The sequence below is a fragment of the Rhizobium sp. 10N414 genome (assembly GCF_056394785.1).
Genome location: NZ_JBFTIN010000016.1, coordinates 24,698 through 46,965, shown reverse-complemented (window position 1 = coordinate 46,965; position 22,268 = coordinate 24,698). Strand labels below are relative to the sequence as shown.

The window sequence follows — 22,268 nt, the reverse complement described above, 5'->3', positions numbered from 1 at the left end:
CGCAGACGCGTGGATAGCACTCAAGGGATATGCTGGATGACGGTCGAAAGAAGCAACTTGCCTCCACTGTCGAGGCTGACGATGGACAACTGGCCGCAGGCGAGGCGGTCATGAGTGTAAGGGACGAAAATATGGGTAAGGTCACAGGGTTTCTGGAAATCGACCGGCAGGTGGCAAAGTATCAGCCTGCCTCGGATCGCATCCGGCATTTCCGCGAATTCACGATCCCGATGTCGGACCAGGAAGTGCAGAAACAGGCAGCGCGCTGCATGGACTGTGGCATTCCCTATTGCCATGGGCCAACCGGCTGCCCTGTTCATAACCAGATCCCGGATTGGAACGACCTCGTCTACAACAACAACTGGGAAGCGGCGATCCAGAACCTGCATTCGACGAACAACTTCCCGGAGTTCACCGGCCGCGTCTGCCCGGCGCCCTGCGAGGAAGCCTGCACGCTGAACCTCGAGGACACGCCGGTTGCGATCAAGACCGTCGAACAGGCGATCGCTGACAAGGCCTACGAGCTCGGCTTCATCCGTCCGCAGCCGGCAACGGTTCACACCGGCAAGAAGGTTGCGATCGTCGGTTCCGGCCCGGCCGGCATGGCGGCTGCACAGCAGCTCGGCCGCGCAGGGCATGAGGTTCACGTGTACGAACGCGAAAGCAAGCCCGGCGGCCTGCTGCGCTACGGTATCCCTGACTTCAAGATGGAAAAGAACTTCATCGATCGCCGCGTCGAGCAGATGAAGGGCGAAGGCGTCACCTTCCACTGTGGCGTCAATGTCGGTGTCGACGTGAAGGTCGAGCAGCTGCTCGCAGACCACGATGCGGTTCTCTATTGCGGCGGTTCTGAAACGCCACGCGAAGCGGGTATCCCGGGCATCGAGCTTTCGGGCGTCCATGACGCGATGCCCTACCTCGTGCAGCAGAACAAGCGCGTCGGCCGTGAAAACATCGACAGCGTCGGCTGGGCCTCTGACCCGATCCTCGCCGGCGCCAAGCATGTCGTCGTCGTCGGCGGTGGCGATACCGCATCGGACTGCGTCGGTACGGCGTTCCGCCAGGGCGCGGTGAAGGTCACGCAGCTCGACATCCGCCCGCAGCCGCCGGAGAAGGAAGACAAGCTCGCTGTCTGGCCGTTCTGGGCAACGAAGATGCGCACGTCGTCCTCGCAAGCGGAAGGCGCAATTCGCGAGTTCCAGGTGGCAACACTCGAGTTCGTCGGTGAAGATGGCGTTCTGACCGGCGTGAAGTGCTGCGAAGTCGACGAGCGTCGCAAGCCGATCGCCGGCACCGAGTTCATCATCAAGGCCGACCTTGCTTTCATCGCGATCGGTTTCAGCGGCCCGTTCAAGGACAGCGTGCTCAAGGAACTCGACGGCAAGCTCACGCTCAACACCGACCGTCGCGGCTCGACCAACGTCGTTGCCGACGACCGCGACTACAAGACCTCGGTCGACAAGCTCTGGACGGCGGGCGACGTGCGCCGCGGTCAGTCGCTGGTGGTCTGGGCGATCCGCGAAGGCCGCCAGGCCGCCCGCGCCATCGACGAAGCCCTGATGGGCTCGACGGTTCTGCCGCGGTAAGCGACACAGTTGATGATTGGATTTTGGGCCGCTCTGAGCGGCCCTTTTTCGTTTGGTGAGCCTCGCGTTCGACTGAGATCAAGAGCGCGTTTTTGGAGCGCGGCTTCATGCAGCCGGGCTATTTGATGGTGACCTGAGCGGTGGGCTTCACAGGAGCCATGCGATAGTCATCTACGCGGCCAACAGGGGGAGCCGCCATCTCGCCATCCTGAACCAGAAGATCACGTGGCGACTTGGTGGCACTGACCGGGAGTGCCCTGCCGCCAAGAAGTTCCGCGCCGCCATCCAGGTTGGGATCAGAGAGGCTGATCGGCTCGGTGCGGCCGGGCATTGCCACAGCGTCGATCACCGGCGCATTGCCCGCGTCAAGGCGGACGAGGTCCGGGCTTGCCTGTACCCCGAGAATGCGGCGCACGGGCTTTTCGACATAGAAGGCAAGCTTGCGCCGGCCTGCTTCCGTGAGGTTGATGCCATCCGAGGTGCGTAGGCGGACCTGCTGGCCGTTGATATCCGAGCCGGTGACGATGAAGTCGCCGCCTTCGCTGACGAAACCGTCCCAGATGTCGACGAACTCGCCGCCGACGCTCTCCATCTGCTTGCGGAACAGCTGGTTAAGCTGCACGGCATCGGCGGTCATCGCAGGCGAATCGAAGGCGGGTAGTCCGACCCAGAGCAGCGGAATCTTGCGGCTGGTGACCTGCTGGCCGAAGGCCACGACGCGGCGCTGATATTCGGCATACCAACCGTCGGTCCTGAATTTCTCCTTGCCGATATCCGTCACCATCTGCTGGCGGTCATTCGCGCCGAGCATGACGATGACCATGGCGGGCTTCGCCTCGTCCATGAATTTTGTCAGCTGTTGCGGCCAGTCATAGTAGTCGTCTCGGACCAGACCCGAGGCGACGTTGCTATGTGTCTCGACCACGACGCCGGGAGAATCCTTGAAAGCAGCGTCCATGCCGACGCCAAGACCGCCGGCGAGAAAATCGCCGACGACGAGGATCTTCTGGGCGTTGGCAAGCTTCTCGACCGCCTTTTCCTCAACGACGACGGGAGCGGCGGGACGGGGAGCCGCAGCCGCCTTCGGCGACGGCGCTTTCCTTCTCGGCGCAGGCTGTCGCTGCGGCGCGTTCTGAGACGGTGCCTGTGGCGGATATTCCTGGATGTAGCGACGGCCAAAGAAAAAATCGAGAATCGAGCGGCGATAGTAATACCGCTCCTGCGCATCGGCCACGTGCACCGGCAGCGCGCTGAAGACGAGCACCAACGTTGCGGTGCCAATCGCACCCCAGCGGAGCGTTGCCCGGTGTACTCGTTTACGCATAATCAGCAGCCTCGCATCTGCCGGCATTCTCGCATGGAGCGGGAACTCGCGTCCACACTCCAAAAGTGTATGTTGCCGATTATTCCGTCTACTTGCGAAGCGCGTTCAGGAGCGGCAGCGATGGCTCACCGTCCTGCTGCATTCCGATGCGAGCCTGGACCGCGGCAATCGCGGCCTTGGATCCGCTGCCGAAGTTCCCGTCGACCTCGCCGTCGTAATAACCGAGTGTCTTCAGGCGCGTCTGCAGTTCGAACTTTTGCTTCATATCAAGCGTACCGTTCGGTCGTGGCCAGGGCTGCTTCATGCCGCCGTAGCCGGCGATCTCGTCCGCCAGCAGTCCGACCGCAATCGCGTAACTGTCCGACGCGTTGTAGTTCTTGATGGTGAAGAAATTGCTGGTCATCAGGAAGCCCGGGCCATCGGGGCCGGCCGGCATCTTGAGCACGGCCTTGCTGCCGCCATCGCGGAAGCTCTTGCCGTTCGGCCGGCTAAGGCCGAGGGAGGCCCACTGCGCCAGTGTATGCGTTTTACCGACCTGTTTTCTGGCATTCGGCGGCACGACCACTTCATAGCCCCAGGTTTTGCCAGCATCCCACCCGTTTTTCCGCAGCAGGTTGGCGGACGTGGCGAGAGCATCAGGCACGGAGTTCCAGATGTCGCGATGTCCGTTGCCGTCGGCGTCGACCGCATAGAGCAGGTAGCTTGTCGGAATGAATTGGGTGTGGCCCATGGCGCCGGCCCAGGAGCCGGTCATGCCATCGGGCGAGATATCGCCATTCTGCAGGATCTTCAGCGCCGCAATGAGTTGCTTCTTGGCGAACTTCGCGCGGCGTTCGTCGGCATAGGCGAGGGTCGCCAAGGCGCGCGGCACGTAGTGCAGGCGGTCGTCCTTGTCGAGAACTGCGCCATAATTGGATTCCATCGACCAGATGGCCAGGAGAATCGTCTTGTCCACACCGAACTGGCGTTGGACCGCATTCAGCGTCGAGGCATGTTTGGCGGCCATCTGACGGCCGATCTGCACCGTGTACGGATTTACACGGGAATCAACGTAGTCCCAGATTTTCGTTGTAAATTCAGGCTGATAGGCAGCCTTTTCCAGCACTGTCGGATCCGGATCGCTGACGCCTGAGAAGGCTTTGCGATAGGTTGCCTTGCTGATGCCATTTTGAGCGGCAGTTTGATAGAAGTCCGCGATCCACTTCTGGAACCGCTGATCTGCTTTCGCGTTGATGGGGGCCAGGCCGGCGGACGCGGTCACGATGAGTGCAATAGCAAGACCACGAAGGGAATTTCTGTGATTTTGAGTCATCGGCGGTCATCCGTCCTTTCGTTTCAGGCACAGCGGAGCGCAAATTTCCGCTCAGGCCTGAGACTACCTGAACGAAGTCAACAAATTCTTTACCATGACGTAGGAACGCAGTCACCATTTGCAAAACTGTAGCAAATCGCATCTAGTTCAATCAAAAATGCCTTTATTTCAAGCGGTGTAGTTATCGCAGGAGGATTGTGTGGCAGAGCATAAAAAAGTTCGCAAAGCTGTATTTCCGGTCGCGGGTCTCGGGACTCGCTTTCTCCCGGCCACCAAAGCCGTGCCGAAGGAAATGCTGACTGTCGTCGACAAACCGATCATTCAGTATGTGGTCGACGAAGCTTTGGAAGCGGGCATCGAGCATTTCGTTTTCGTCACAGGTCGTAACAAACACATCATCGAAGACTACTTCGATATCCATTTCGAGCTTGAGCAGACGCTGCGCGAGCGCAGCAAGCAGGCGGAAATGACGCTGCTTGCTGGCCAGCTTCCCAAGGCTGGTACGGTCAGCTTCACTCGTCAGCAGGAGCCGCTTGGCCTCGGCCATGCCGTCTGGTGTGCTCGCGAGATCGTCGGCAACGAGCCGTTTGCGCTGCTCTTGCCCGACATGATCATGAAGAGCGAAGGCAAGGGATGCATGAAGGGCATGATCGACCTTTATGCCCAGAGCGGCGGCAACATCATCGCCGTCGAGGAATGCGCCCCGGATCAAGCTCACAAGTACGGCATCGTCGGCGTCGGCGAAGCGATCGGTGATGGCTTTCGCATCACCGGCATGGTCGAGAAGCCTGCCAAGGGCACGGCACCGTCGAACTATTTCATCAACGGCCGCTATATCCTGCAGCCTGAAGTCTTCAAGATCCTGGAAACCCAGGAACGAGGCGCTGGCAACGAAATCCAGCTGACCGACGGCATGCTGAAGCTGCTGAAGGACCAGACGTTCGCGGGCTATCACTTCCGCGGCACGACCTATGACTGCGGCGCCAAAGACGGCTTCATCCTGGCCAACGTGGCCTTCGCCCTGGAACGTGCGGACATCCGCCCGACCGTCGAGGAAGGCTTCAAGGCGCTGCTGAAGGGCCTCTGAAACCAGCCTGCCTGTCAAACGAATTAGTCCGCCTCCAAGGCTCCCACTTGGAGGCGGATTTCGTTTCAGTGCTTCAGTTTCAGACCGACGCCGGCCCGCCATTGCTCGGAATCGCTGCTTGTCTTGCGGGACGTCAGCTCGTAGCCAATGGTGCTGGTCATATCGAGGTAGCGGTTGATGTTCCAGGTCAGCCCGGCGCTCGTGGTGTAGACCGTCTCGTCGCTGGTCGGGCTATCCGACGGATAGTCGCGATAGATGATGCCGCCGAGGACAGTGCCTGTCAGATTATCACGCAGTTGATGCGTGACGCCCGTCGTCAAAGCATGCGAAACGTAGCCCGATTCGCCAGCTGTGGTCGACGGGTTGATGCTTGTCAGCAGGCCGATGTCGACGTCCGTACCTCTGAGCGGCGACCAGAATAGCTGAGCATCCACCACGGCCGCGTCGATGTCCGAGAGGCGGTCGTCGTCGAAGGTGGCAGTCTGATAGCCAACCCCGACCTCGCCGCGGAGTTTTTCACCCAAATCGAGCTCGACGCCGACCTTGGCGCCATAGCTATCTCCCGACCTGCGGAAGCCGGCGGAATCGATACTCTCGTCATAGACCGTCTTGCCGACATTGCCTTCGATGAAGGGGATGAGAGCCGGGGAAAGCTCGTAGCCGATGCGGCCGCGGATCGTGCCGCTCGTCTCGTTGCGATCGGCCAGCGAAACGGTCGTTCCATCGGACAATGTCGCGTCGGAATAGATCGTACGGCTGACATCGATAGCGGTGCTGCCGCGCAGGATGCCGAAGTCGCGTTCGATCGAGGCGCCGGTGCTGAATTCCTGAACATCCGATTGCTGGTCCGCGTTCTGGATGGCATTCGGATCATCAGTGTCTTCGCGGTAGAAATGGTAGCCGCCGATGATATGTGCGGTCGTATCCTCGGGAAGATCGAGCCGCAGGTCGCCGTCGATCCTGAAATCCGGCTGTTCCTCGCCTTCGCCGCTGACGTTCTTCTGCCAGGCGCCGTCGGTGGTCACCGTGAGTTGGTGCAGCGCCCAGTCGGAGGTCATCGTGGCGTGCAGATCCGTTTCGAGGAAGCCACGCGTCTGTTTGATGCCGGCGTCCTTCTGCGTCTCGGTGTTGATGCTCTGGGTAACGGTCGGACGCAGAACGAAGGTGCCGATGCGGATGCCCGGCGTTTCCTCGGCCGCCGGATTCGGCTCCGGCTTGCGGGCCGGCAGCCGCTCGTCGAGCGGCGCTTCGCGCGTGTTGAGGCGTATCATGTCCTCATCGAGGATCGCACCGGTCGTCTCGTCGCTCGGTTTTTGATCGGCAGCCGCAATCGGCGCAGCAGTGGCCGCTGGCGCCGCATTGTCGGCCGTTGACATAGTGCCGGCCGGTGTTTCAGGGATATCGCCTTCATCCTCCACCGCCGCAGCAGCAGGTGCGGTGGACGAGCGGATCGAGCTGTTGGAAACGGGCGTCGACTGCGCAAGTACGGCGTGGGGCGCGAGGAAAGTGCCTGCCATCAGAGCCATGGACACGGCAAAGCCCGTCGCGCGGAGCGGCGTGAGACTGCTCGTGTCCTTCCAATGGCTCATGTGTATCCTGGCATGCGTCGAAGCGTTACCCGAACGTAAAGGCTTGTGGTTAACCATTCGTTGCGCTGCGATGCCCGTGAGGGCAGCCGATGGACACGGCGGATGAAAACCGCTAACGCAGTGCCATGATCAAGAGAGCGGTAAATGTCATCGAAAACGGTGTCCTGGAGTCTGCGAAACGGACAATCGGCACCGAGAGGCGGGCGCTTGAGGCCCTGGAGCGAGCTTTTGACGACGGCTTGGCCGGGCCTTTCATGCGGGCCGTCGAGACGATCAACGGCGTCACCGGTCGCGTCATCGTTACAGGCGTCGGCAAGAGCGGCCACATCGGTGTGAAGATCGCGGCGACGCTGGCGTCGACAGGAACGCCGGCCTTCTTTGTCCATGCGGCCGAGGCAAACCATGGCGATCTCGGAATGATCGGCACGACGGATATCGTCCTTGCCCTTTCCAAGGGCGGCGAAAGTGCCGAGCTTCGCAGCATCATCGGCTATACGCGCCGGTTCTCGATTCCGCTGATTGCCGTCACATGTTCCGAAAGATCGTCGCTTGCCACGGCATCCGACATTGTCCTGTTGATGCCGAACGAGGAAGAGGCCTGTCCGCATGGGCTGGCTCCGACCACCTCGACGCTGATGCAGCTCGCCATGGGCGATGCGCTTGCCATCGCGCTGCTTGAGGCACGAGGCTTTACGGCGCGCGACTTTCACGTGTTCCATCCGGGCGGCAAACTCGGGGCGAGTCTCAGCCATGTCGCCGATATCATGCATACGGGCGATCGCGTCCCGTTGGTGGCCAAGGGAACGCCGGTGCCGCTGGCGATCTCGACGTTGTCTCGGAAGCATTTCGGCTGCGTCGGTATTCTGGACGAGGATGAGCGCCTCTGCGGCATCATCACGGAAGGCGACCTGGCACGCAACCTGACGCGCAACCTCTCCGAGCTCGTTGTCGACGATATCATGACGCGGACACCAAAGACGGTGAAGCCGACAGTGCTGGCAACGGCCGCGCTTGCCATGCTCAACCAGCACAGCATCGGAGCACTGATCGTGGTCGACGACGACAACCGCCCGATCGGGCTCGTGCACTTCCATGATCTGCTTCGGATCGGCGTGGCCTGATCAGACCTGTTCTACCGTCAGATCGCGCCCGCTGCTCGCCACCACCTTTACCTTGGTGCCTACAGGCAGGTCCGGGCCGTTTACGAGCCAGAACGTATCGTCGAGGCGAATACGACCGCGCCCTTCGCGGATGGGCTCCGCCAGCGTCGCGGTGCGCCCGATGAGGCTTTCGGCCCGCTGATTGAGGAAAGGCTGATCGGTTTCACCGTGCTGCAGGGTCAGCTTGCGGCCGACCACCGTTGCCACGACTGCAAGAAGCGCAAAGAGGATGGCCTGAACCTGCCAAAGCCAGAAGCTGCTGTCCCAGAACAGTAGCGACAGCATGCCGACGATAAGGGCGGCAAGCCCGATCCAGACAAGGAAGACGCCCGGCGCGATCAATTCTGCGGCCAGCAGCACCAAGCCGGCGATCCACCAGCTCCAGGGTCCGAGTTCCGCGACGAGGCTGGCGATCATGGCTCAGCGCTCCGTTGGCGGGTTGAAGGGGTTGACGGCCGGGGTGGTTCGCGGGGTTGACTGCTGGCGTGGTGGTGGCGGCGGCGTCGGGTTGTCGCCGAAGACCTCCCTGGCGATCGCTCCAATGCCGCCAAGCGAGCCGATGATGGACGAAGCCTCGACCGGCATCAGCACGACCTTCGAACTACCGGCGGTACCGATCGCGGTGAGAGCTTCGGTATATTTCTGGGCTACGAAATAGTTGACGGCCTGAATGTTGCCCGATGCAATCGCCTCCGACACCATCTTGGTTGCCTTGGCTTCTGCTTCGGCGAGGCGTTCTCGAGCCTCGGCGTTGCGGAAGGCGGCTTCGCGCTGACCCTCGGCCTGCAGGATTGCCGATTGCTTGGAGCCCTCGGCACGCAGGATCTGAGCGTTACGGGAGCCTTCGGCCTCCAGCACCTGCGCGCGCTTCTCGCGTTCGGCCTTCATCTGCCGCGCCATGGCGTCCACCAGGTCGCGTGGTGGCTGGATGTCCTTGATCTCGATGCGCGTCACCTTGATGCCCCAAGGCCGGACGGCATCGTCGACGACGTGCAGCAGCCGGTCGTTGATGGCATCACGGTTCGAGAGCAATTCGTCGAGATCCATCGACCCCATGACGGTACGGATGTTGGTCATCGTCAGGTTCAAGACGGCATTCTCGAGGTTCGCGACCTGATAGGCTGCCTCGGCGGCGTTGAGGACCTGGTAGAAAGCGACGGCGTCGGTCGAGATGGAGGCGTTATCCTTGGTTATAACCTCCTGGGTCGGCACGTTCAGGACCTGTTCCATGACGTTCATGCGGGCGCCGATACGCTCGATGAAGGGGGTGATGAGGTTGAGGCCGGGCTCCAGCGTGCGCGTATAGCGGCCGAAACGCTCGAGGGTGTAGCGGTAGCCCTGCGGCACGATCTTGATGCCTGCAAACAGCACGAGGATGACGAAGATCACCAGTGCTATGACGACGATATCGAAGCCACTCAGAACCATGAAACTCCCCCGCGATAGAATCGACTGATGCAACCTTAGACGAGCCGGCCTGAAACGCCAGCATCTTCGGCTGGCGAAGCTATCCGGTTTATGGATTCGATATGGGATGTCAGTCGACTATTCACAACGGGAGCGCTTTGCATTAGAAGGCGCGCAGGAAATACCGGTCGCAGCCCACCCGGTCAAAACAAGGGATCCTCATCATGAAGACGATCGTCATCTGCTCCGGCGGATTGGACTCCATTTCGCTCGCCCATCGCGTGGCGGCGGAGCATCAGCTTATCAGCCTGCTTTCCTTCGATTACGGACAGCGCCACCGCAAGGAACTGGACTTTGCCACAGCCTGCGCCAAGCGGCTCGGCGTACCGCACCAGATCATCGACATCCGCACCATCGGCCGGCACCTGACGGGTTCGGCCCTGACCGACGATGTCGACGTGCCCGACGGCCACTATGCCGAGGAGACGATGAAGGCGACCGTGGTGCCGAACCGCAACGCAATCATGCTTGCAATCGCGTTCGGTCTCGCAGCGGCCCAGAAAGCCGACGCGGTCGCCGTTGCCGTGCATGGCGGCGACCACTTCATCTATCCCGATTGCCGCCCGGGCTTCATCGATGCTTTCCAGGAGATGCAGAACCAGGCGCTGGATGGCTATGCCAGTGTTTCGCTGCTGGCTCCCTACGTCAACGTCTCGAAAGCCGATATCGTTACCGATGGTGCGAAATACGGGACGCCATTTGCCGAGACATGGTCCTGCTACAAGGGCGGTACGCGCCATTGCGGACGGTGCGGCACCTGCGTCGAGCGGCGCGAGGCCTTTCATCTGGCCGGCGTCGCCGACCCCACGGAATACGAGGATCCGGATTTCTGGGTGGCGGCCACAGCAGGCTATTCGGCCAGGGAGGTGAAGTGATGTTTCGCATCACCAAGGAGTTTCACTTTTCCGCGTCGCATCAGCTGACGCATCTGCCCGCCGATCACCAGTGTGCTCGCCTGCACGGTCACAACTATATCGTCGTGGTGGAACTGGCCGCCGCCGAACTCGACGAGAACGGCTTCGTTCGAGACTATCAAGAGCTTTCGCCGCTGAAGCGCTACATCGACGAGCGCTTCGACCATCGGCATCTGAATGAGGTGTTCGGCCATGATCGCGTGACCTCGGAATATCTCGCCAAGCACTTCTACGACTGGTGCAAGGAGCGACTGCCGGAGACTTCCGCCGTGCGCGTCAGCGAGACACCGAAGACCTGGGCGGAATACCGACCGTGAGCGGGGCTCGCGAGGCCCAGATCCGCGTCAGCGAGATCTTCGGGCCGACGATCCAGGGGGAAGGCGTCCTGATCGGCCTGCCGACCGTCTTCGTTCGCACCGGCGGCTGCGATTATCGCTGTTCTTGGTGCGACAGCCTGCATGCTGTGGATAGCGAGTATCGCGATCAATGGCTGCCGATGACCGTCGATGGCATATGGGCGGAGGTGACGCGGCTCTCCGGCGGCAAGCCTCTGATGGTCTCGCTTTCGGGTGGCAACCCGGCGATCCAGCCGCTTGGCGGTCTGATCGCGCATGGGCATGAGCAAGGCTACAGATTCGCGCTGGAAACGCAGGGGAGCGTCGCCAAGGAGTGGTTTGCCGATCTTGATGTGCTGGTGCTGAGCCTGAAGCCGCCCTCGAGCGGCATGGCGACGGATTGGGATGCGTTCGAGGTCTGTCTCAAGATGGCGGCCTGCGGGCCCGATATCGCGCTGAAGATCGTCGTCTTCGACGACCGCGACTATGCCTATGCCCGCGAGGCGGCGGCGCGCTATCCCGATCTGCCCGTCTATCTGCAGCCGGGGAACCACACGCCTCCGCCGCCTGACGACGACGATGCGCGCGTCGATATCGACGGTATCATGGACAGGATGCTGTGGCTGGTCGACAAGGTGACCGAGGACCGGTGGTTCGAGGCCCGTGTGCTGCCCCAGTTGCATGTTCTGCTCTGGGGCAACAAGCGCGGCGTCTGATCAGGCCCAGCCGAGCAGTTCGCGGCGAACGACCTTTTCGAGCACTCGCATGCCATCCTCGCTGTCGTTGAGGCAGGGGATGTGAGCGAACTTCTCGCCGCCATTCTCATGGAAGGAATGAGCGGCCTGCTCGGCGATTTCTTCCAGTGTCTCCAGACAGTCGGACACGAAACCGGGGTTCAGAACGGCGATCTTCTTGACGCCGTCTTGGGCCAGCTTCTCCACCGTCTTGTCGGTATAGGGCTGCAGCCACTCTTCCGGCCCGAAACGGGATTGGAAGGTCACCATGAACTTGTCTTCCGGCAGTCCCAGCCGTTCGCGCAGCAGGCGGCCGGTCTTCTGGCACTGGCAATAATAGGGATCGCCAAGCTTGAAATAGGACATAGGAATGCCGTGGAAGGAGGCGAGTACCATGTCCGGCTGCCAGTCGAGCGTCGCCAAATGGTCCTTCACCGAATTGGCAAGTGCTTCGATGTAGGTCTCGTCGTCGTGATAGTCAGGGACGGTCCGCAGCGCCGGCTGCCAGCGCATCTTGAGTAGCTGCTGGAAGGCCTTGTCGTTGACGGTTGCCGTCGTTGCGGCGGCGTATTGCGGATAAAGCGGGAAAAGAACGATGCGATCGCAACCCTCGTCCTTCAGCGCCTCGATGCGCGATGGAATCGAGGGCGTGCCATAGCGCATTGCCCAATCCACCTTCACGTTTGGCAGGTCCTTCAAGCGTTCGGCCATGAGATCGGACTGGTTGCGCGTGTAGGTGCGCAGGTAGCTCTCGTTCCTGTCCTTGTTCCAGATCGTCTCATAGGCCTTGCCCACCTTTTGCGGGCGCGTGTTGAGGACGATGCCGAAGAGGATCGGGTACCACTTCCAGGGTGACCACTCGATGACGCGCTTGTCGGTCAGGAATTCCTTCAGGTAACGGCGCATGGACGTGTAATCGGTGCCATCGGGCGTGCCCAGATTAACGAGCAGGACGCCGACCTTGCCTGATTTGACGGGCGGGTGGTCCGCCGGGCGGTGCGCAGTTTCAATGGTCGTCATTTAAACCCTTGGTGTCTTGTCTGACCGGCTCACACGCAGCCGGACTTCGGTGGTTCACCCTATAGAAACAAAAGCCGGTCCGCGGAACCCCGGACCGGCTTTCAGAATCGAGACAAATCGTCTTACTTCGACGGAATCTGCAGTTCCTTACCGATCGTCAGGTGGCGTGGCGCCGGCGTGCCGTTGGCGTCGGAAATCTTCTTCCAGAGCGCGCCCTCGCCATAGAACTGCTTGGAGAGATCCCAAAGCGTATCGCCGGCGGCGATGACGTGGTTGGTCGGCGTATTCGGGGCGAGCGCTGCCGGAGCTGCCGCGGTGGGTGCCGTAGAAGCTGCCGGTGCTGCCGGGGAGGCGGGCGCGGCCTGTGCGGGTGCCGTCGTGGCAGCTGCCTGGGTACCGGAGGCTGCGACTTCGGTCACGCGACCGTCCGTATAAGGCTTGTAGGGCGAGTGCGCTGCAAGATATTCGGCAGTCACGTCGGCGAGGTCCGGTCCGAAGTCGTAGGCATTCTTGCCCGCCGTCTCGAAGATCGAGTAGCCATCGCCACCTGCACGCATGAAGTTGTTGGTGACGACGCCGTAGGTCTTAGCATCGTCGAGCACCACGAAGGCGTCGCCTTCCTTCGCTTCGACGGAAACGAGGCGGCTGCCGGCAGGTTTGGTCTTATCGAAGGTGTATTTCAAGCCCGATACCTGAGGGAAACGGCCGGCGCCCTGTTCAATCTGGCTCAGGCCATTTTCGAGAGCCTTGCGGATATCGGCACCCGTCAGCTGGAAGGTCGCCAGCGTGTTCTGGAACGGCAGCACGGTGATGACTTCGCCCTGAGTGACGTCGCCGGCATCGATCGAGGCGCGCAGACCGCCGCCATTCTGGATGGCGACGCTCATGCCCTGGCTCTTGCCGCGGTCGAGCATGGCGTCGGCGACGAGGTTGCCCATTGAGCATTCCTCGACTCGGCAGACAGTGCGGTCGCCTTGGATCGGGGCTTCGCTGGAACCGATGACCTTCTTGCGCAGTTCTTCGATCGGCTTGGCGAGTTCGGCGATACGCGCGGTGAGGCTCGGATCCGGAGTGAAGGAGAAATCGATCAGGATCGGGTCGCCCTTGGCGTCCTTGACGACGCCGTTGTCATCGAAGGTGACGACGAGGTCGCCGAGATACTTGCTGTACGATGCCGCCTGAACCACCGGCACCTTGTAGCCGCCGGGATTGTCGACCATCGTCGGGTAGGGGCCTTCCGCCTTCGGGTCGGTGTTGGACAGCAGGCTGTGCGAATGGCCGCCGACGACGACGTCGACATCGGGGATCTTGGCGATGGCTGCGAGGTCGCGCGGATAGCCGACATGGGTCAGCGCGATGATCTTGTTGATGCCTTGCTTCTTCAAGTCTTCGACGGCCGCGGTGATGGTCTGCACGTCGTCGGCGATCATCACCTTCGGGCCGGGCGAGGACAGTTCTTCGGTATCGTTGGTCACGGCGCCGACGATGCCAATCTTCTGGCCGCCGACCTCGAGCACCAGCGAAGGCTTGATGCGATCGCCGAGCTTGGAGCCGTCACCGGCCAGGACATTGGCCGAAATGACTGGGAATTGCACCTTGTCGAGGAAGGTCGCCAGGCCATCCTCGCTGTCGTCGAACTCGTGGTTGCCGACGGTCATGACGTCGAACTTCATGTCATTCAGCATTTCGGCTTCGACCGCGCCCTTGTAGGTCGTGTAGAAGAGCGATCCCTGGAAATTGTCGCCGGCATTCAGCAGCAGCGTGTTCTTGCCGTTCAGGGCGGCGCGACGCTGGTCGATCGCGGTCTTCAGGCGGGCGGCGCCGCCGAAGCATTCCTTCTTGCCTTCTTCCTCGGCCGAGCAGGTGGAATCGAACTTGTTGATCGACTCGATGCGCGAATGGAAATCGTTGATGTGAAGGATATTGAGTTCGTAATCGGCAAAAGCGGCGCTGCTTGACAGCGCCAGCATCGACGCGGTCAACAGACCGAACTGAAAATTCGTCATCCTGCTCTCCTGATTTTTCGGCGAAGCCATATCCCCTGCGCTCCGCCGTCCCTAGGTGATCAATGTTTCCACCAAGCATTTAGCGGCGGCAAGAGAAAAAGCTGTGACAGAAGCGGCGCATTCCAAGGGCGGTAAACGAAAAACCTCGCGAGAGGCTGCTTTCAACAAACCCTAGAGCTGCTTTCTTTTTTCGAACGACGAAAATCCGCTCAGGCTGCGAACGCAGTCATCCTCTGAAACCGGCTTGTTGAGAATTTGAGGACGGCCAGCGTGATCTCGCGGCAGCAACGTGACGTCAATCGGTCGCCCGACCCCGTTCTATAAATAACGGCGGTCGCGTCCTCGGGGCCTTTTGGCAGACCAGAACCATTTAGTCCAACGCAAATCGAACCTTACAGCTCTACATGCGGCGCGTGAGCGTGAATTGGGAACCGGCGTCGGAGGTGCAATTGAGCTGGCTCTGGGTCACCAGCGCGCAGTTGACCTTGGATTGCGTCTTGCGCACCAGCGAGGTCATGTTGATCTCGACCAGCGACGGGGAGGTGTTCACATAAGTGCCCGACGCGAGAAGCTGGTTGCTGTCGGTCGTGCGCGTGGTGAAGGTTCCGGCCTGGAATGTGGAGATGATGCCGTTCGGATCCGACCATGAACCCTCAACGCCTGTCTGAGCCGGGGTTGCAGCGACCGGTACCGGGCGCGGCGACGACGTGGTGCAGGCGCTCAACGCCGCGGACGCGCCGATGAGGACAAGGAGGGGTCTGATTCTCATGAGTTTCTCCCGGGGCTTCGGAACGAGAACTATCCGTGTGGTTGTGAAACACATGGCGCGAGCCGGTAGTTAAGGCAAGACTTCAAGGTCTCATGACGGCATTTATACAGCAGGCGTTACAAAAATGCCCGCCGCAAGGCGGGCATCTTCAAATGCGGTTCGGGCTGGGATCAGCGAACGAGGATGTTCTTGAACTGCCACGGATCCTTGGTGTCGATCTCTTCCGGGAAGAGCCCCGGGCGACCTTCCAGCGGCGTCCACTCGGTGTAGTGGCCTTCGACCGGGCCGAGGTACCGGCTCTGCACCTCGAGGCAGCGCTTGTAGTCGATTTCGTCGGCTTCGACGATACCGGCCGTCGGATTTTCAAGGGCCCAGACCATGCCGGCGAGAACGGCGGAGGTGACCTGCATGCCCGTCGCGTTCTGGTAAGGCGCGATGCGGCGCGTTTCCTCCAGCGACAGGCGGGAACCGTACCAGTAAGCGTTCTTCTCATGGCCGTAGAGCAGGACGCCGAGTTCGTCGATGCCGTCCTCCAACTCGTCCTCGTCGAGAACGTGGTGAACCGGCTGCGGGTTGCCGCCGTTGCCGAACATCTCATGCATCGAGAGAACCGCGTCGTTCGCCGGATGGTAGGCGTAGTGGCAGGTCGGACGGAAGGTGACTTCGCCGTCCTTGTCGCGAACGGTGAAGAAGTCGGCGATCGAGATCGCCTCGTTGTGCGTTACGAGGAAGCCGTACTGCGGACCGGGGGTCGGGCACCACGTGCGGACGCGAGTGTTGGCGCCCGGCTGCTCGAGGTAGATACCAGCCTTGCAACCCTTCTTGTGCTTCTTGCCGTTCTTCGGCATCCAGTTTTCGTGGGTGCCCCAGCCGAGTTCGGCCGGCTGCAAGCCTTCGGAGATGAAGCCTTCAACCGACCAGGTGTTCCAGAAGACGTTAAGCGGCTTCGGATGCTTGGTACGCTGCGTGTCGCGCTCGGCGATGTGGATGCCCTTGACGCCGACCTTCTTCATCAGCTTCGCCCAGCCTTCGCGGTCGTGCTGATCCGGCTCTTCGAACTTCACACCGATATCGTTGGCGAGGTTGACGAGCGCCTTCTTGACGAACCACGAAACCATACCCGGGTTTGCGCCGCAGGTGGAGACAGCAGTCGGACCGCCCGGGTTCTTCGCCTTTTCCTTGCGAAGAGTTTCACGCAGTGCGTAGTTGGTGCGGTCGGCATTCTTCATGCTCTTGTCGAAGTAGAAACCGAGCCAGGGCTCGATGACGGTATCGATGTAGAGAGCGCCGAGCTTGCGGCAGAGCTTCATCAGGTCGACCGAACCGGTGTCGACGGAGAGATTGACGCAAAAACCCTGGCCACTGCCTTCGGTCAGAAGCGGTTTCAGCAGTTCCTTGTAGTTTTCCTTCGTGACATGAGCCTTGATGTGCTTCACGCCATGCTTTGCCATGATTTCGGTGTGATCTGCGTCGTCGCGCGGGTCGATGACTACCATCCGGCTCTTGTCGAATTTGAAGTGGCGCTCGATCAGCGGCAGGGTACCGCGGCCGATGGAGCCAAAGCCGATCATCACGATCGGGCCAGTAATTTCGGCATATACCGGGTGGGTTTGTTCCGTCATTCTTTCTTTTCTCCTGTGGAAGGCGACGAAGGCGATGGGCCTTTAGGAATTCATCTGGAAATTGCGCAGAGAATGCGAGATTATCGGCTCTAACCACAAAACGGCGTCACAATAAAGAGCAAGAGCATAAAACTCAGGCGGGAGAGAGGGTGTCCGCGAGCGCTCGAAGCTTCGCGACGAGTTCGGCCTTCTGCAGTATCAGACCTTTATAGGCCGCCTGCTGCTCATCGAGACTATCCAGCTGCGCGGCGAAGCTTCCGGCAAGTTTGGCGGCATTCGGGTGGTCGGCGATCGCGGCTATCGAATCGACATAGACGCGGATGGTAAACAGAATATCGCCCGACTTCGGCAGTTTGTGCAGCGTCTGGCGCTCGACGCGAGCAAAGCGCTCGGCGAGCGTGAACGGGTCGGCCGACGGCGGGCGGCGGTGTTTGGAGAGTGGCAAAAATAGTTCATCCGTGACGTTCACGGACCAGTTCAGCCGTTCCACAGGTTGCGAAACCTGCAGGTTATCGAAGATGCGGGTGATGAGTGTCGCGTTACGCGTACCTTCGCCGAAACCGGGCACGTCGGCGTGAATTGCCTGCATCGGGCGACCGAACTTCTCCTGCAGCGACCATGAGGACGGGAAGGCGACAAAGCCGGCGACAAGATGCCAGCCGTCTTCCCTACGTCGCATGATGACGAGATCGTCCTGCACCAGCAGGCCGGCACGCAGCAGGGGCGGTGCATCCCGCTCGGTTGCATGGGCAACGCTGTCGGCAAGCTTCGGATGATATTCCGCAAGATAAGCCAGCAGGAGATCGAAGACCTCCTGCTGTGCTTCCGCGGTATCCGCCTCGGCAACGAAGATCTCGTCGCGATGTGTCTCGATCAGGCGTCGTTTCTCGCCGACATAGCGGGCCCAATCGTCATCCGGCTCGATCCAGCGGCTAGGATCGAGCGGCATCAAACCGATGGTGAAAGGCCGGGCGGAGCCGCCATAGGGTGTATAGGTCAGAGGCGTCATGATCGCACTCTATGCCGCCAATGTCCCCCGATGGAAGACCGTCCGCCACAGACTGTCCGGATGGGGCCAGATTTGGCTCATGCCCTGACCCGACAAGCCCTCAGTAGTCCCAGAAGACCGGCACCCAACGAAAATCGTCGCCCTCGACTGCAACGTGGCCAACGGACGGGAACGGCAGATGAGTAGCCACCAGCAGTCCGCCGGTCTCCGCCAGCTCCCGCAAAAGTCGGACCCGGACGCGGGCCGCTTCTTCTGGATCGTGTTCGAAACCGTTATACCAGTCGGGGTGTTCGAACCCGACCGCGAACACGGCGTCGCCGGCAAACATCAGCCGATCGTTGCCGGACGCCACGCGGACCACGCTGTGCCCAGGGGTGTGACCGCCGGTACGTGTGGCGACCACGCCCGGCGCTACCGCTTGCTCTTCATCGAACAGCCGCAGATGGCTGCGGTATTCTTCCGTGAAACGTTTGGCGGCCGCCCGAAGCGCGTCCGGGAACCCCGGCGGCATCGAGACGCGGGAGAAATCGGGCGACTCCCAGAATTTGACCTCGGCGGCCGCCACGTGAATCCGCAGGTCCGGCCGCAGCCGTTCCTTCACTCCGTCGACGAGCAGCCCGCCAACATGGTCCATGTGCATGTGGGTGAGCACGATGTCGGTGACGGATCCAAGATCGATGCCAGCCGCCTCCAGTCGCTTGGTCAACTGCCCGGCCCGCGGCAAGTTCAAGTCCGGGTCCAATCCCAGCCCAGCGTCGATGAGTATGGTCTGCCCGCCGCTGCGCACCACGACCACGTTCAGCGCCCAGTCGAAAGCGTCCGGCGGCAGGAACATGTCCTTAAGCCAGGCCGCCCGGGCGGTCGGGTCGGCGTTATGTCCCAACATCGCGGTTGGAAGCGGCAGTACCCCATCGCTGACCACCAGCACGTCAATCTCACCGACCCGGACCGCGTAGCGCGACGGGACCAACTCTTCGGGCCGCAATCTTCCGGGCTGTGAGGTGTTGTTCTGGGTCATACCTGACTTCTGCTGACCCATCGTACCGCGTTTTGCTTCAGCCTGTGACATAATGCGCTCCTGTCTTTCGTGAGAGACATATCGGGCAACGGACCATGCGGACTCTATGGTGAAGCGTTTTGGCGGTCGAGGTACACCTAAGTTTGGGGCGGCCCGTGCTCCAAGTAGAGCACAGTGAATTGGCGGTGCGCCGGTTGTGAATCAGCCCTTTAAAATATCCAATCCCTCGATAGTCGTGGTGATGGCGACCTCGGTGATCTCGTATTCGGCGATGCCATGCACCGTGAAGGGATCTTTTGCGACGTAGGCCTCGATTTCGGCATGCTGACCGACCGCGAGCACCACGCCGCCAGTTCGCGGCACCTTGCGGCCGGAGGCGAGGAACCAGCCTTTTGCATAGCCTTCCTTGACCCAGGCCATATGCGGCTCCATATGCCTGTCGGCTTCCTCGTTCGGCTTCACATAGGTCAGGGCGAGGATGAACATCGCAGAATTTCCTTTCGGGGTGTTGTGTTCCGATGCATGTGAATATTCAATCGGCGCCGAGCCATCCATCTTCTTTTTTGAGCTCTGCGCCAAAGTGCGAACCATTGTTTGCAGCGTGCCCCGGAACAATTGGATGAACCAGATATCTGAGCGGCTTGCCGAATTGCAGGAAGAAAGCGCGGTCCTGATCGCCGTTTACGATCAGGAAGACCGGTTGCGCTATGCAAATGCTGCCTTTCGTTCGACTTTCGCCATCGAACCGGACGAGACTCCCTTGTGGTCGGAACTCATGCGGCGCAATACGAAGGCGGGCAAGGGGACGATCATTCGCACTGCTGATTTCGAGACTTGGCTCGTTTCCGCGCAATCGCGCCGGGGCAAGCTGCCGTTCAGGGCGTTCGAAACCGACGTCGTCGACGGTCGCTGGTTCTGGATGACCGAGACCGTGCAGAAAGACGGCTGGATGCTTTGTGTTGCTAGCGACATCACCTTTCTGAAGCAAAGCGGGCGAGACGTACGGCAGGACCGCGACTTTGCGCTGCGGGCCTCGCAGACGGATGAGTTGACCAGTATTTCCAACCGTCGCTTCATGATGGCGGCGCTGGAGAGCCTGATCGCGGGGCAGGCCTCTGCCAATCCCGGCACTGTGGGCTGCATCTGCATCATCGACCTTGATTTCTTCAAGCGCATCAATGACATCTATGGCCACCAGTTCGGCGACGATGTGCTGATTGATTTCTCACGCCGCGTGCAGCCGGTTATCCGCCGACGTGACAGCTTCGGGCGGATCGGCGGCGAGGAATTCATGTTGATCCTGCCGGATACGACCCTGGCGCAGGCCGAACTGATCATAGAACGCCTCATCGGAATGGTGCGCGGCGCGCGTCCTATACCCACCGCACCGTCCTTCTCTTACACCTGCTCTGCAGGGTTGGCGGAGTTGCGGCCAGGAGAGACGGCGCGCGAGGTCTATGCCCGCGCCGACGAAGCCCTGTATCACGCCAAGCAAAGCGGCCGCGATCGGTTGAAGATCGTGGCCTAGCTGAGGAGGCGGGCCGGTATCAGTCCGCGCAACGAATTACCCATATAGAGTGTTCCGGCTGTCAGATCGTGGACAGAGATGCGTCCAACCCGCGCCTTGCGCTGGCAGATCAACTCGGTGCGCAAGACGCCGGCGAGCAGGCCGCAGGAGATTGGTGGCGTGCGCAACACGCCTGATCCGTCGTCGAGAAAGACTGAGGTGATGGTGCCTTCGCAGACCTCGCCGCGCTCGTTCAGAAGCAGAACTTCGTCAACTTCGGACGACGGATAGTCGGCGCGTGCGGTCTCGTAGACACCACGGCGCGTCGTTTTCATCCGCAGCAATTTGTCGGCGGAATCGAGACGGGTTTCGGCAATCCGGACCTTCCATGTGGTGCCTTCTGGGATCGGCGCGAAGGGAGCCGTGGTGATCTCGATCTGCCCCAGCCGGTCGAGCGTCAGACGCGTTCGCCGTGCCGTTGTGGCGCTGCTAACCGCTTCTTTCAGTTTCGCGGTAGCATCCGTGGGGTCTGGAAAGCCGATGCGGCGCGCGGAGCGGGAGAGGCGCGCCAGGTGCAGGCGCAGCCTGACGAAACCGGCTTCGGGTTCCCAACGCAGTGTTTCGAGCAGCGAGAAGTCGTTCATCGCACGATCTCCTGATCGCCGATCGCAAACCGCGCTTTCAGCAGGCACTCCTCGTATTCGGCTTCGGCGGTGGAATCAAAGACGATGCCGCCGCCGACGTTGAAGACCGCCTTGCCATCGGAAAAGAGGCTAATGGTGCGGATCGCCACCGAGAAGCGCATGCCGCCGCCGGGCGCAATCATGCCGATCGCGCCGCAATAGGCGTCGCGCGGTGTGTCTTCCAGCGCGTGCAGGATCTGCATGGCACTGAGTTTTGGGGCGCCGGTGATCGATCCGCAGGGAAAGAGGGCAGCGAAGATATCGCGAATGGTCAGATTCGGAAGGAGTTTCGCCTGCACGTGGCTGACCATCTGGTGGACGGTCGGATAGGTCTCGATGTCGAAGAGTTTCGGGACATCCAGGGTGCCGACCTCCGTGATGCGCGAGATGTCGTTGCGCAGCAGATCGACGATCATGCGGTTTTCGGCTTGCGTCTTTATGTCGTCGCGCATCGCGGCGACGATTGCCGCGTCCTCGGTATCATCGGCCCCGCGTTTTGCCGTTCCCTTCATCGGATGTGTTTCGATCCAGCCCTCTTCGTCGGTGCGGAAGAAGAGCTCGGGCGAGCGTGAAAGCAGGATGGGGCCGCCGAGATCGACCAGCGCGCCGTATTTCACAGGCTGCCTCGAAATCAGCGACCAGAAGGCGTCGCGCGGATCGCCGGACCAGCGGGCGGTGATCGGCATGGTGAGGTTTGCCTGGTAGCAATCGCCCTGACGTAGGTGCCAATGCAGGCGATCGAATCGCTCTTTATATCGAGCAAAGTCCCAACCGGCCTTGGGCTCGCTCAGGAATTCGTCGTTTTCGCTGCGGTGTGTCTGCTGCGCGAGAGGATGGATACCGGCTTCGGGAGTATCGAAGACGCCGAAGGCGAGCAGCGGCGTCTCCCGGCCTTCAGGCAGGAAAGCGGCGAGCTTTTCCTCGAAGAGGTAGCCGGCTTCATAAGCCATGTAGCCCGCCAGCCATTTGCCAGCCGCTTTTGCCTCTTCCATACGGGCAAGGCCCGCAAGGAACTCGGCGCGCGTCCGGGCAATGATGATCTCCGACGGATCGGAAAAGAGCATCACTTGCCCGGTCGTGTCATCCCGGAACAGAACGTAGCGTTCAGCCTTGGTCATGCCTGCCT

Annotated in this window: 21 protein-coding genes; 7 read left to right on the top strand and 14 right to left on the bottom strand. The window is 61.0% G+C overall.

Annotated elements, in window-relative coordinates:
- Nucleotides 1-131: 131 nt before the first annotated feature.
- Nucleotides 132-1,586 carry a glutamate synthase subunit beta gene (locus AC1DE4_RS16230; RefSeq protein WP_026372160.1) on the top strand — a complete coding sequence of 485 codons (1,455 nt, stop codon included), beginning with the start codon at nucleotides 132-134 and terminating at the stop codon, nucleotides 1,584-1,586.
- 118 nt (nucleotides 1,587-1,704) lie between these two features.
- Here AC1DE4_RS16230 and AC1DE4_RS16225 read toward each other — a convergent pair whose 3' ends face one another.
- Nucleotides 1,705-2,937, bottom strand: coding sequence for an SGNH/GDSL hydrolase family protein (locus AC1DE4_RS16225; protein WP_113470644.1), 1,233 nt, complete (start codon nucleotides 2,935-2,937; stop codon nucleotides 1,705-1,707).
- A 61-nt stretch (nucleotides 2,938-2,998) separates the two neighbouring features.
- Nucleotides 2,999-4,222, bottom strand: a complete 1,224-nt coding sequence (locus tag AC1DE4_RS16220) for a lytic murein transglycosylase (protein WP_018859913.1) — start codon at nucleotides 4,220-4,222, stop codon at nucleotides 2,999-3,001.
- A 199-nt stretch (nucleotides 4,223-4,421) separates the two neighbouring features.
- On the opposite strand from AC1DE4_RS16220, the gene galU reads away from it, so the two are divergent.
- Nucleotides 4,422-5,309, top strand: coding sequence for a UTP--glucose-1-phosphate uridylyltransferase GalU (galU, locus tag AC1DE4_RS16215; protein WP_007797839.1), 888 nt, complete (start codon nucleotides 4,422-4,424; stop codon nucleotides 5,307-5,309).
- Nucleotides 5,310-5,374: 65 nt separating this feature from the next.
- Here galU and AC1DE4_RS16210 read toward each other — a convergent pair whose 3' ends face one another.
- Complete coding sequence (locus AC1DE4_RS16210; protein WP_113470645.1) at nucleotides 5,375-6,898, bottom strand: outer membrane beta-barrel protein; 1,524 nt, start codon at nucleotides 6,896-6,898, stop codon at nucleotides 5,375-5,377.
- A gap of 125 nt (nucleotides 6,899-7,023) precedes the next feature.
- Here AC1DE4_RS16210 and AC1DE4_RS16205 point away from each other — a divergent pair, with 125 nt between their 5' ends.
- The gene (locus AC1DE4_RS16205) at nucleotides 7,024-8,019 is read left to right on the top strand and encodes a KpsF/GutQ family sugar-phosphate isomerase (protein ID WP_018859915.1); all 996 of its coding nucleotides are present in this window, start codon (nucleotides 7,024-7,026) and stop codon (nucleotides 8,017-8,019) included.
- On the opposite strand, the gene AC1DE4_RS16200 is transcribed toward AC1DE4_RS16205, so the two are convergent.
- A complete protein-coding gene (locus AC1DE4_RS16200; RefSeq protein WP_018859916.1) occupies nucleotides 8,020-8,475 on the bottom strand; it encodes an NfeD family protein in 456 nt (151 codons plus the stop codon).
- A 3-nt stretch (nucleotides 8,476-8,478) separates the two neighbouring features.
- Nucleotides 8,479-9,486, bottom strand: coding sequence for an SPFH domain-containing protein (locus AC1DE4_RS16195; protein WP_018859917.1), 1,008 nt, complete (start codon nucleotides 9,484-9,486; stop codon nucleotides 8,479-8,481).
- A 203-nt stretch (nucleotides 9,487-9,689) separates the two neighbouring features.
- Between AC1DE4_RS16195 and queC the strand changes: the two genes are divergently transcribed.
- Genes queC through queE form a run of 3 tightly spaced genes read left to right on the top strand, consistent with a single transcriptional unit; the run spans nucleotide 9,690 to nucleotide 11,490 of the window.
- A complete protein-coding gene (queC, locus tag AC1DE4_RS16190; RefSeq protein ID WP_018859918.1) occupies nucleotides 9,690-10,400 on the top strand; it encodes a 7-cyano-7-deazaguanine synthase QueC in 711 nt (236 codons plus the stop codon).
- Nucleotides 10,400-10,756 (top strand): 6-carboxytetrahydropterin synthase QueD, encoded by a 357-nt coding sequence (gene queD / locus AC1DE4_RS16185; RefSeq protein ID WP_018859919.1) that lies wholly within the window; start codon nucleotides 10,400-10,402, stop codon nucleotides 10,754-10,756. The genes queC and queD overlap by 1 nt, the downstream gene beginning before the upstream one ends.
- Nucleotides 10,753-11,490 carry a 7-carboxy-7-deazaguanine synthase QueE gene (gene queE, locus AC1DE4_RS16180; RefSeq protein WP_192241590.1) on the top strand — a complete coding sequence of 246 codons (738 nt, stop codon included), beginning with the start codon at nucleotides 10,753-10,755 and terminating at the stop codon, nucleotides 11,488-11,490. The genes queD and queE overlap by 4 nt, the downstream gene beginning before the upstream one ends.
- Here queE and hemH read toward each other — a convergent pair whose 3' ends face one another.
- The 7 genes from hemH to AC1DE4_RS16145 form a co-directional block, all read right to left on the bottom strand.
- Entirely contained in the window at nucleotides 11,491-12,528 is a 1,038-nt protein-coding gene (gene hemH, locus AC1DE4_RS16175) for a ferrochelatase (protein ID WP_113470647.1), read from the bottom strand.
- Between the two features lie 122 nt (nucleotides 12,529-12,650).
- Complete coding sequence (locus AC1DE4_RS16170) at nucleotides 12,651-14,534, bottom strand: bifunctional metallophosphatase/5'-nucleotidase (RefSeq protein WP_113470648.1); 1,884 nt, start codon at nucleotides 14,532-14,534, stop codon at nucleotides 12,651-12,653.
- Between the two features lie 400 nt (nucleotides 14,535-14,934).
- Complete coding sequence (gene omp10 / locus AC1DE4_RS16165; RefSeq protein WP_018859923.1) at nucleotides 14,935-15,303, bottom strand: outer membrane lipoprotein Omp10; 369 nt, start codon at nucleotides 15,301-15,303, stop codon at nucleotides 14,935-14,937.
- 170 nt (nucleotides 15,304-15,473) lie between these two features.
- Complete coding sequence (locus tag AC1DE4_RS16160) at nucleotides 15,474-16,925, bottom strand: homospermidine synthase (RefSeq protein ID WP_062373039.1); 1,452 nt, start codon at nucleotides 16,923-16,925, stop codon at nucleotides 15,474-15,476.
- A 133-nt stretch (nucleotides 16,926-17,058) separates the two neighbouring features.
- The gene (locus AC1DE4_RS16155) at nucleotides 17,059-17,934 is read right to left on the bottom strand and encodes a heme-dependent oxidative N-demethylase family protein (RefSeq protein WP_192241591.1); all 876 of its coding nucleotides are present in this window, start codon (nucleotides 17,932-17,934) and stop codon (nucleotides 17,059-17,061) included.
- Between the two features lie 100 nt (nucleotides 17,935-18,034).
- Nucleotides 18,035-18,973, bottom strand: a complete 939-nt coding sequence (locus AC1DE4_RS16150) for an MBL fold metallo-hydrolase (protein ID WP_409564061.1) — start codon at nucleotides 18,971-18,973, stop codon at nucleotides 18,035-18,037.
- 180 nt (nucleotides 18,974-19,153) lie between these two features.
- Entirely contained in the window at nucleotides 19,154-19,438 is a 285-nt protein-coding gene (locus tag AC1DE4_RS16145; protein ID WP_018856047.1) for a YciI family protein, read from the bottom strand.
- Between the two features lie 133 nt (nucleotides 19,439-19,571).
- Between AC1DE4_RS16145 and AC1DE4_RS16140 the strand changes: the two genes are divergently transcribed.
- Nucleotides 19,572-20,480, top strand: coding sequence for a sensor domain-containing diguanylate cyclase (locus AC1DE4_RS16140; protein WP_113470651.1), 909 nt, complete (start codon nucleotides 19,572-19,574; stop codon nucleotides 20,478-20,480).
- Here AC1DE4_RS16140 and AC1DE4_RS16135 read toward each other — a convergent pair.
- Nucleotides 20,477-21,103, bottom strand: a complete 627-nt coding sequence (locus AC1DE4_RS16135) for an aminotransferase class IV family protein (RefSeq protein ID WP_113470652.1) — start codon at nucleotides 21,101-21,103, stop codon at nucleotides 20,477-20,479. The two genes, AC1DE4_RS16140 and AC1DE4_RS16135, sit on opposite strands and share 4 nt — an antisense overlap.
- Nucleotides 21,100-22,260: an aminodeoxychorismate synthase component I gene (locus tag AC1DE4_RS16130; protein WP_018856044.1), complete on the bottom strand. Its 1,161-nt coding sequence runs from the start codon at nucleotides 22,258-22,260 to the stop codon at nucleotides 21,100-21,102. The genes AC1DE4_RS16135 and AC1DE4_RS16130 overlap by 4 nt, the downstream gene beginning before the upstream one ends.
- Nucleotides 22,261-22,268 lie beyond the last annotated feature (8 nt).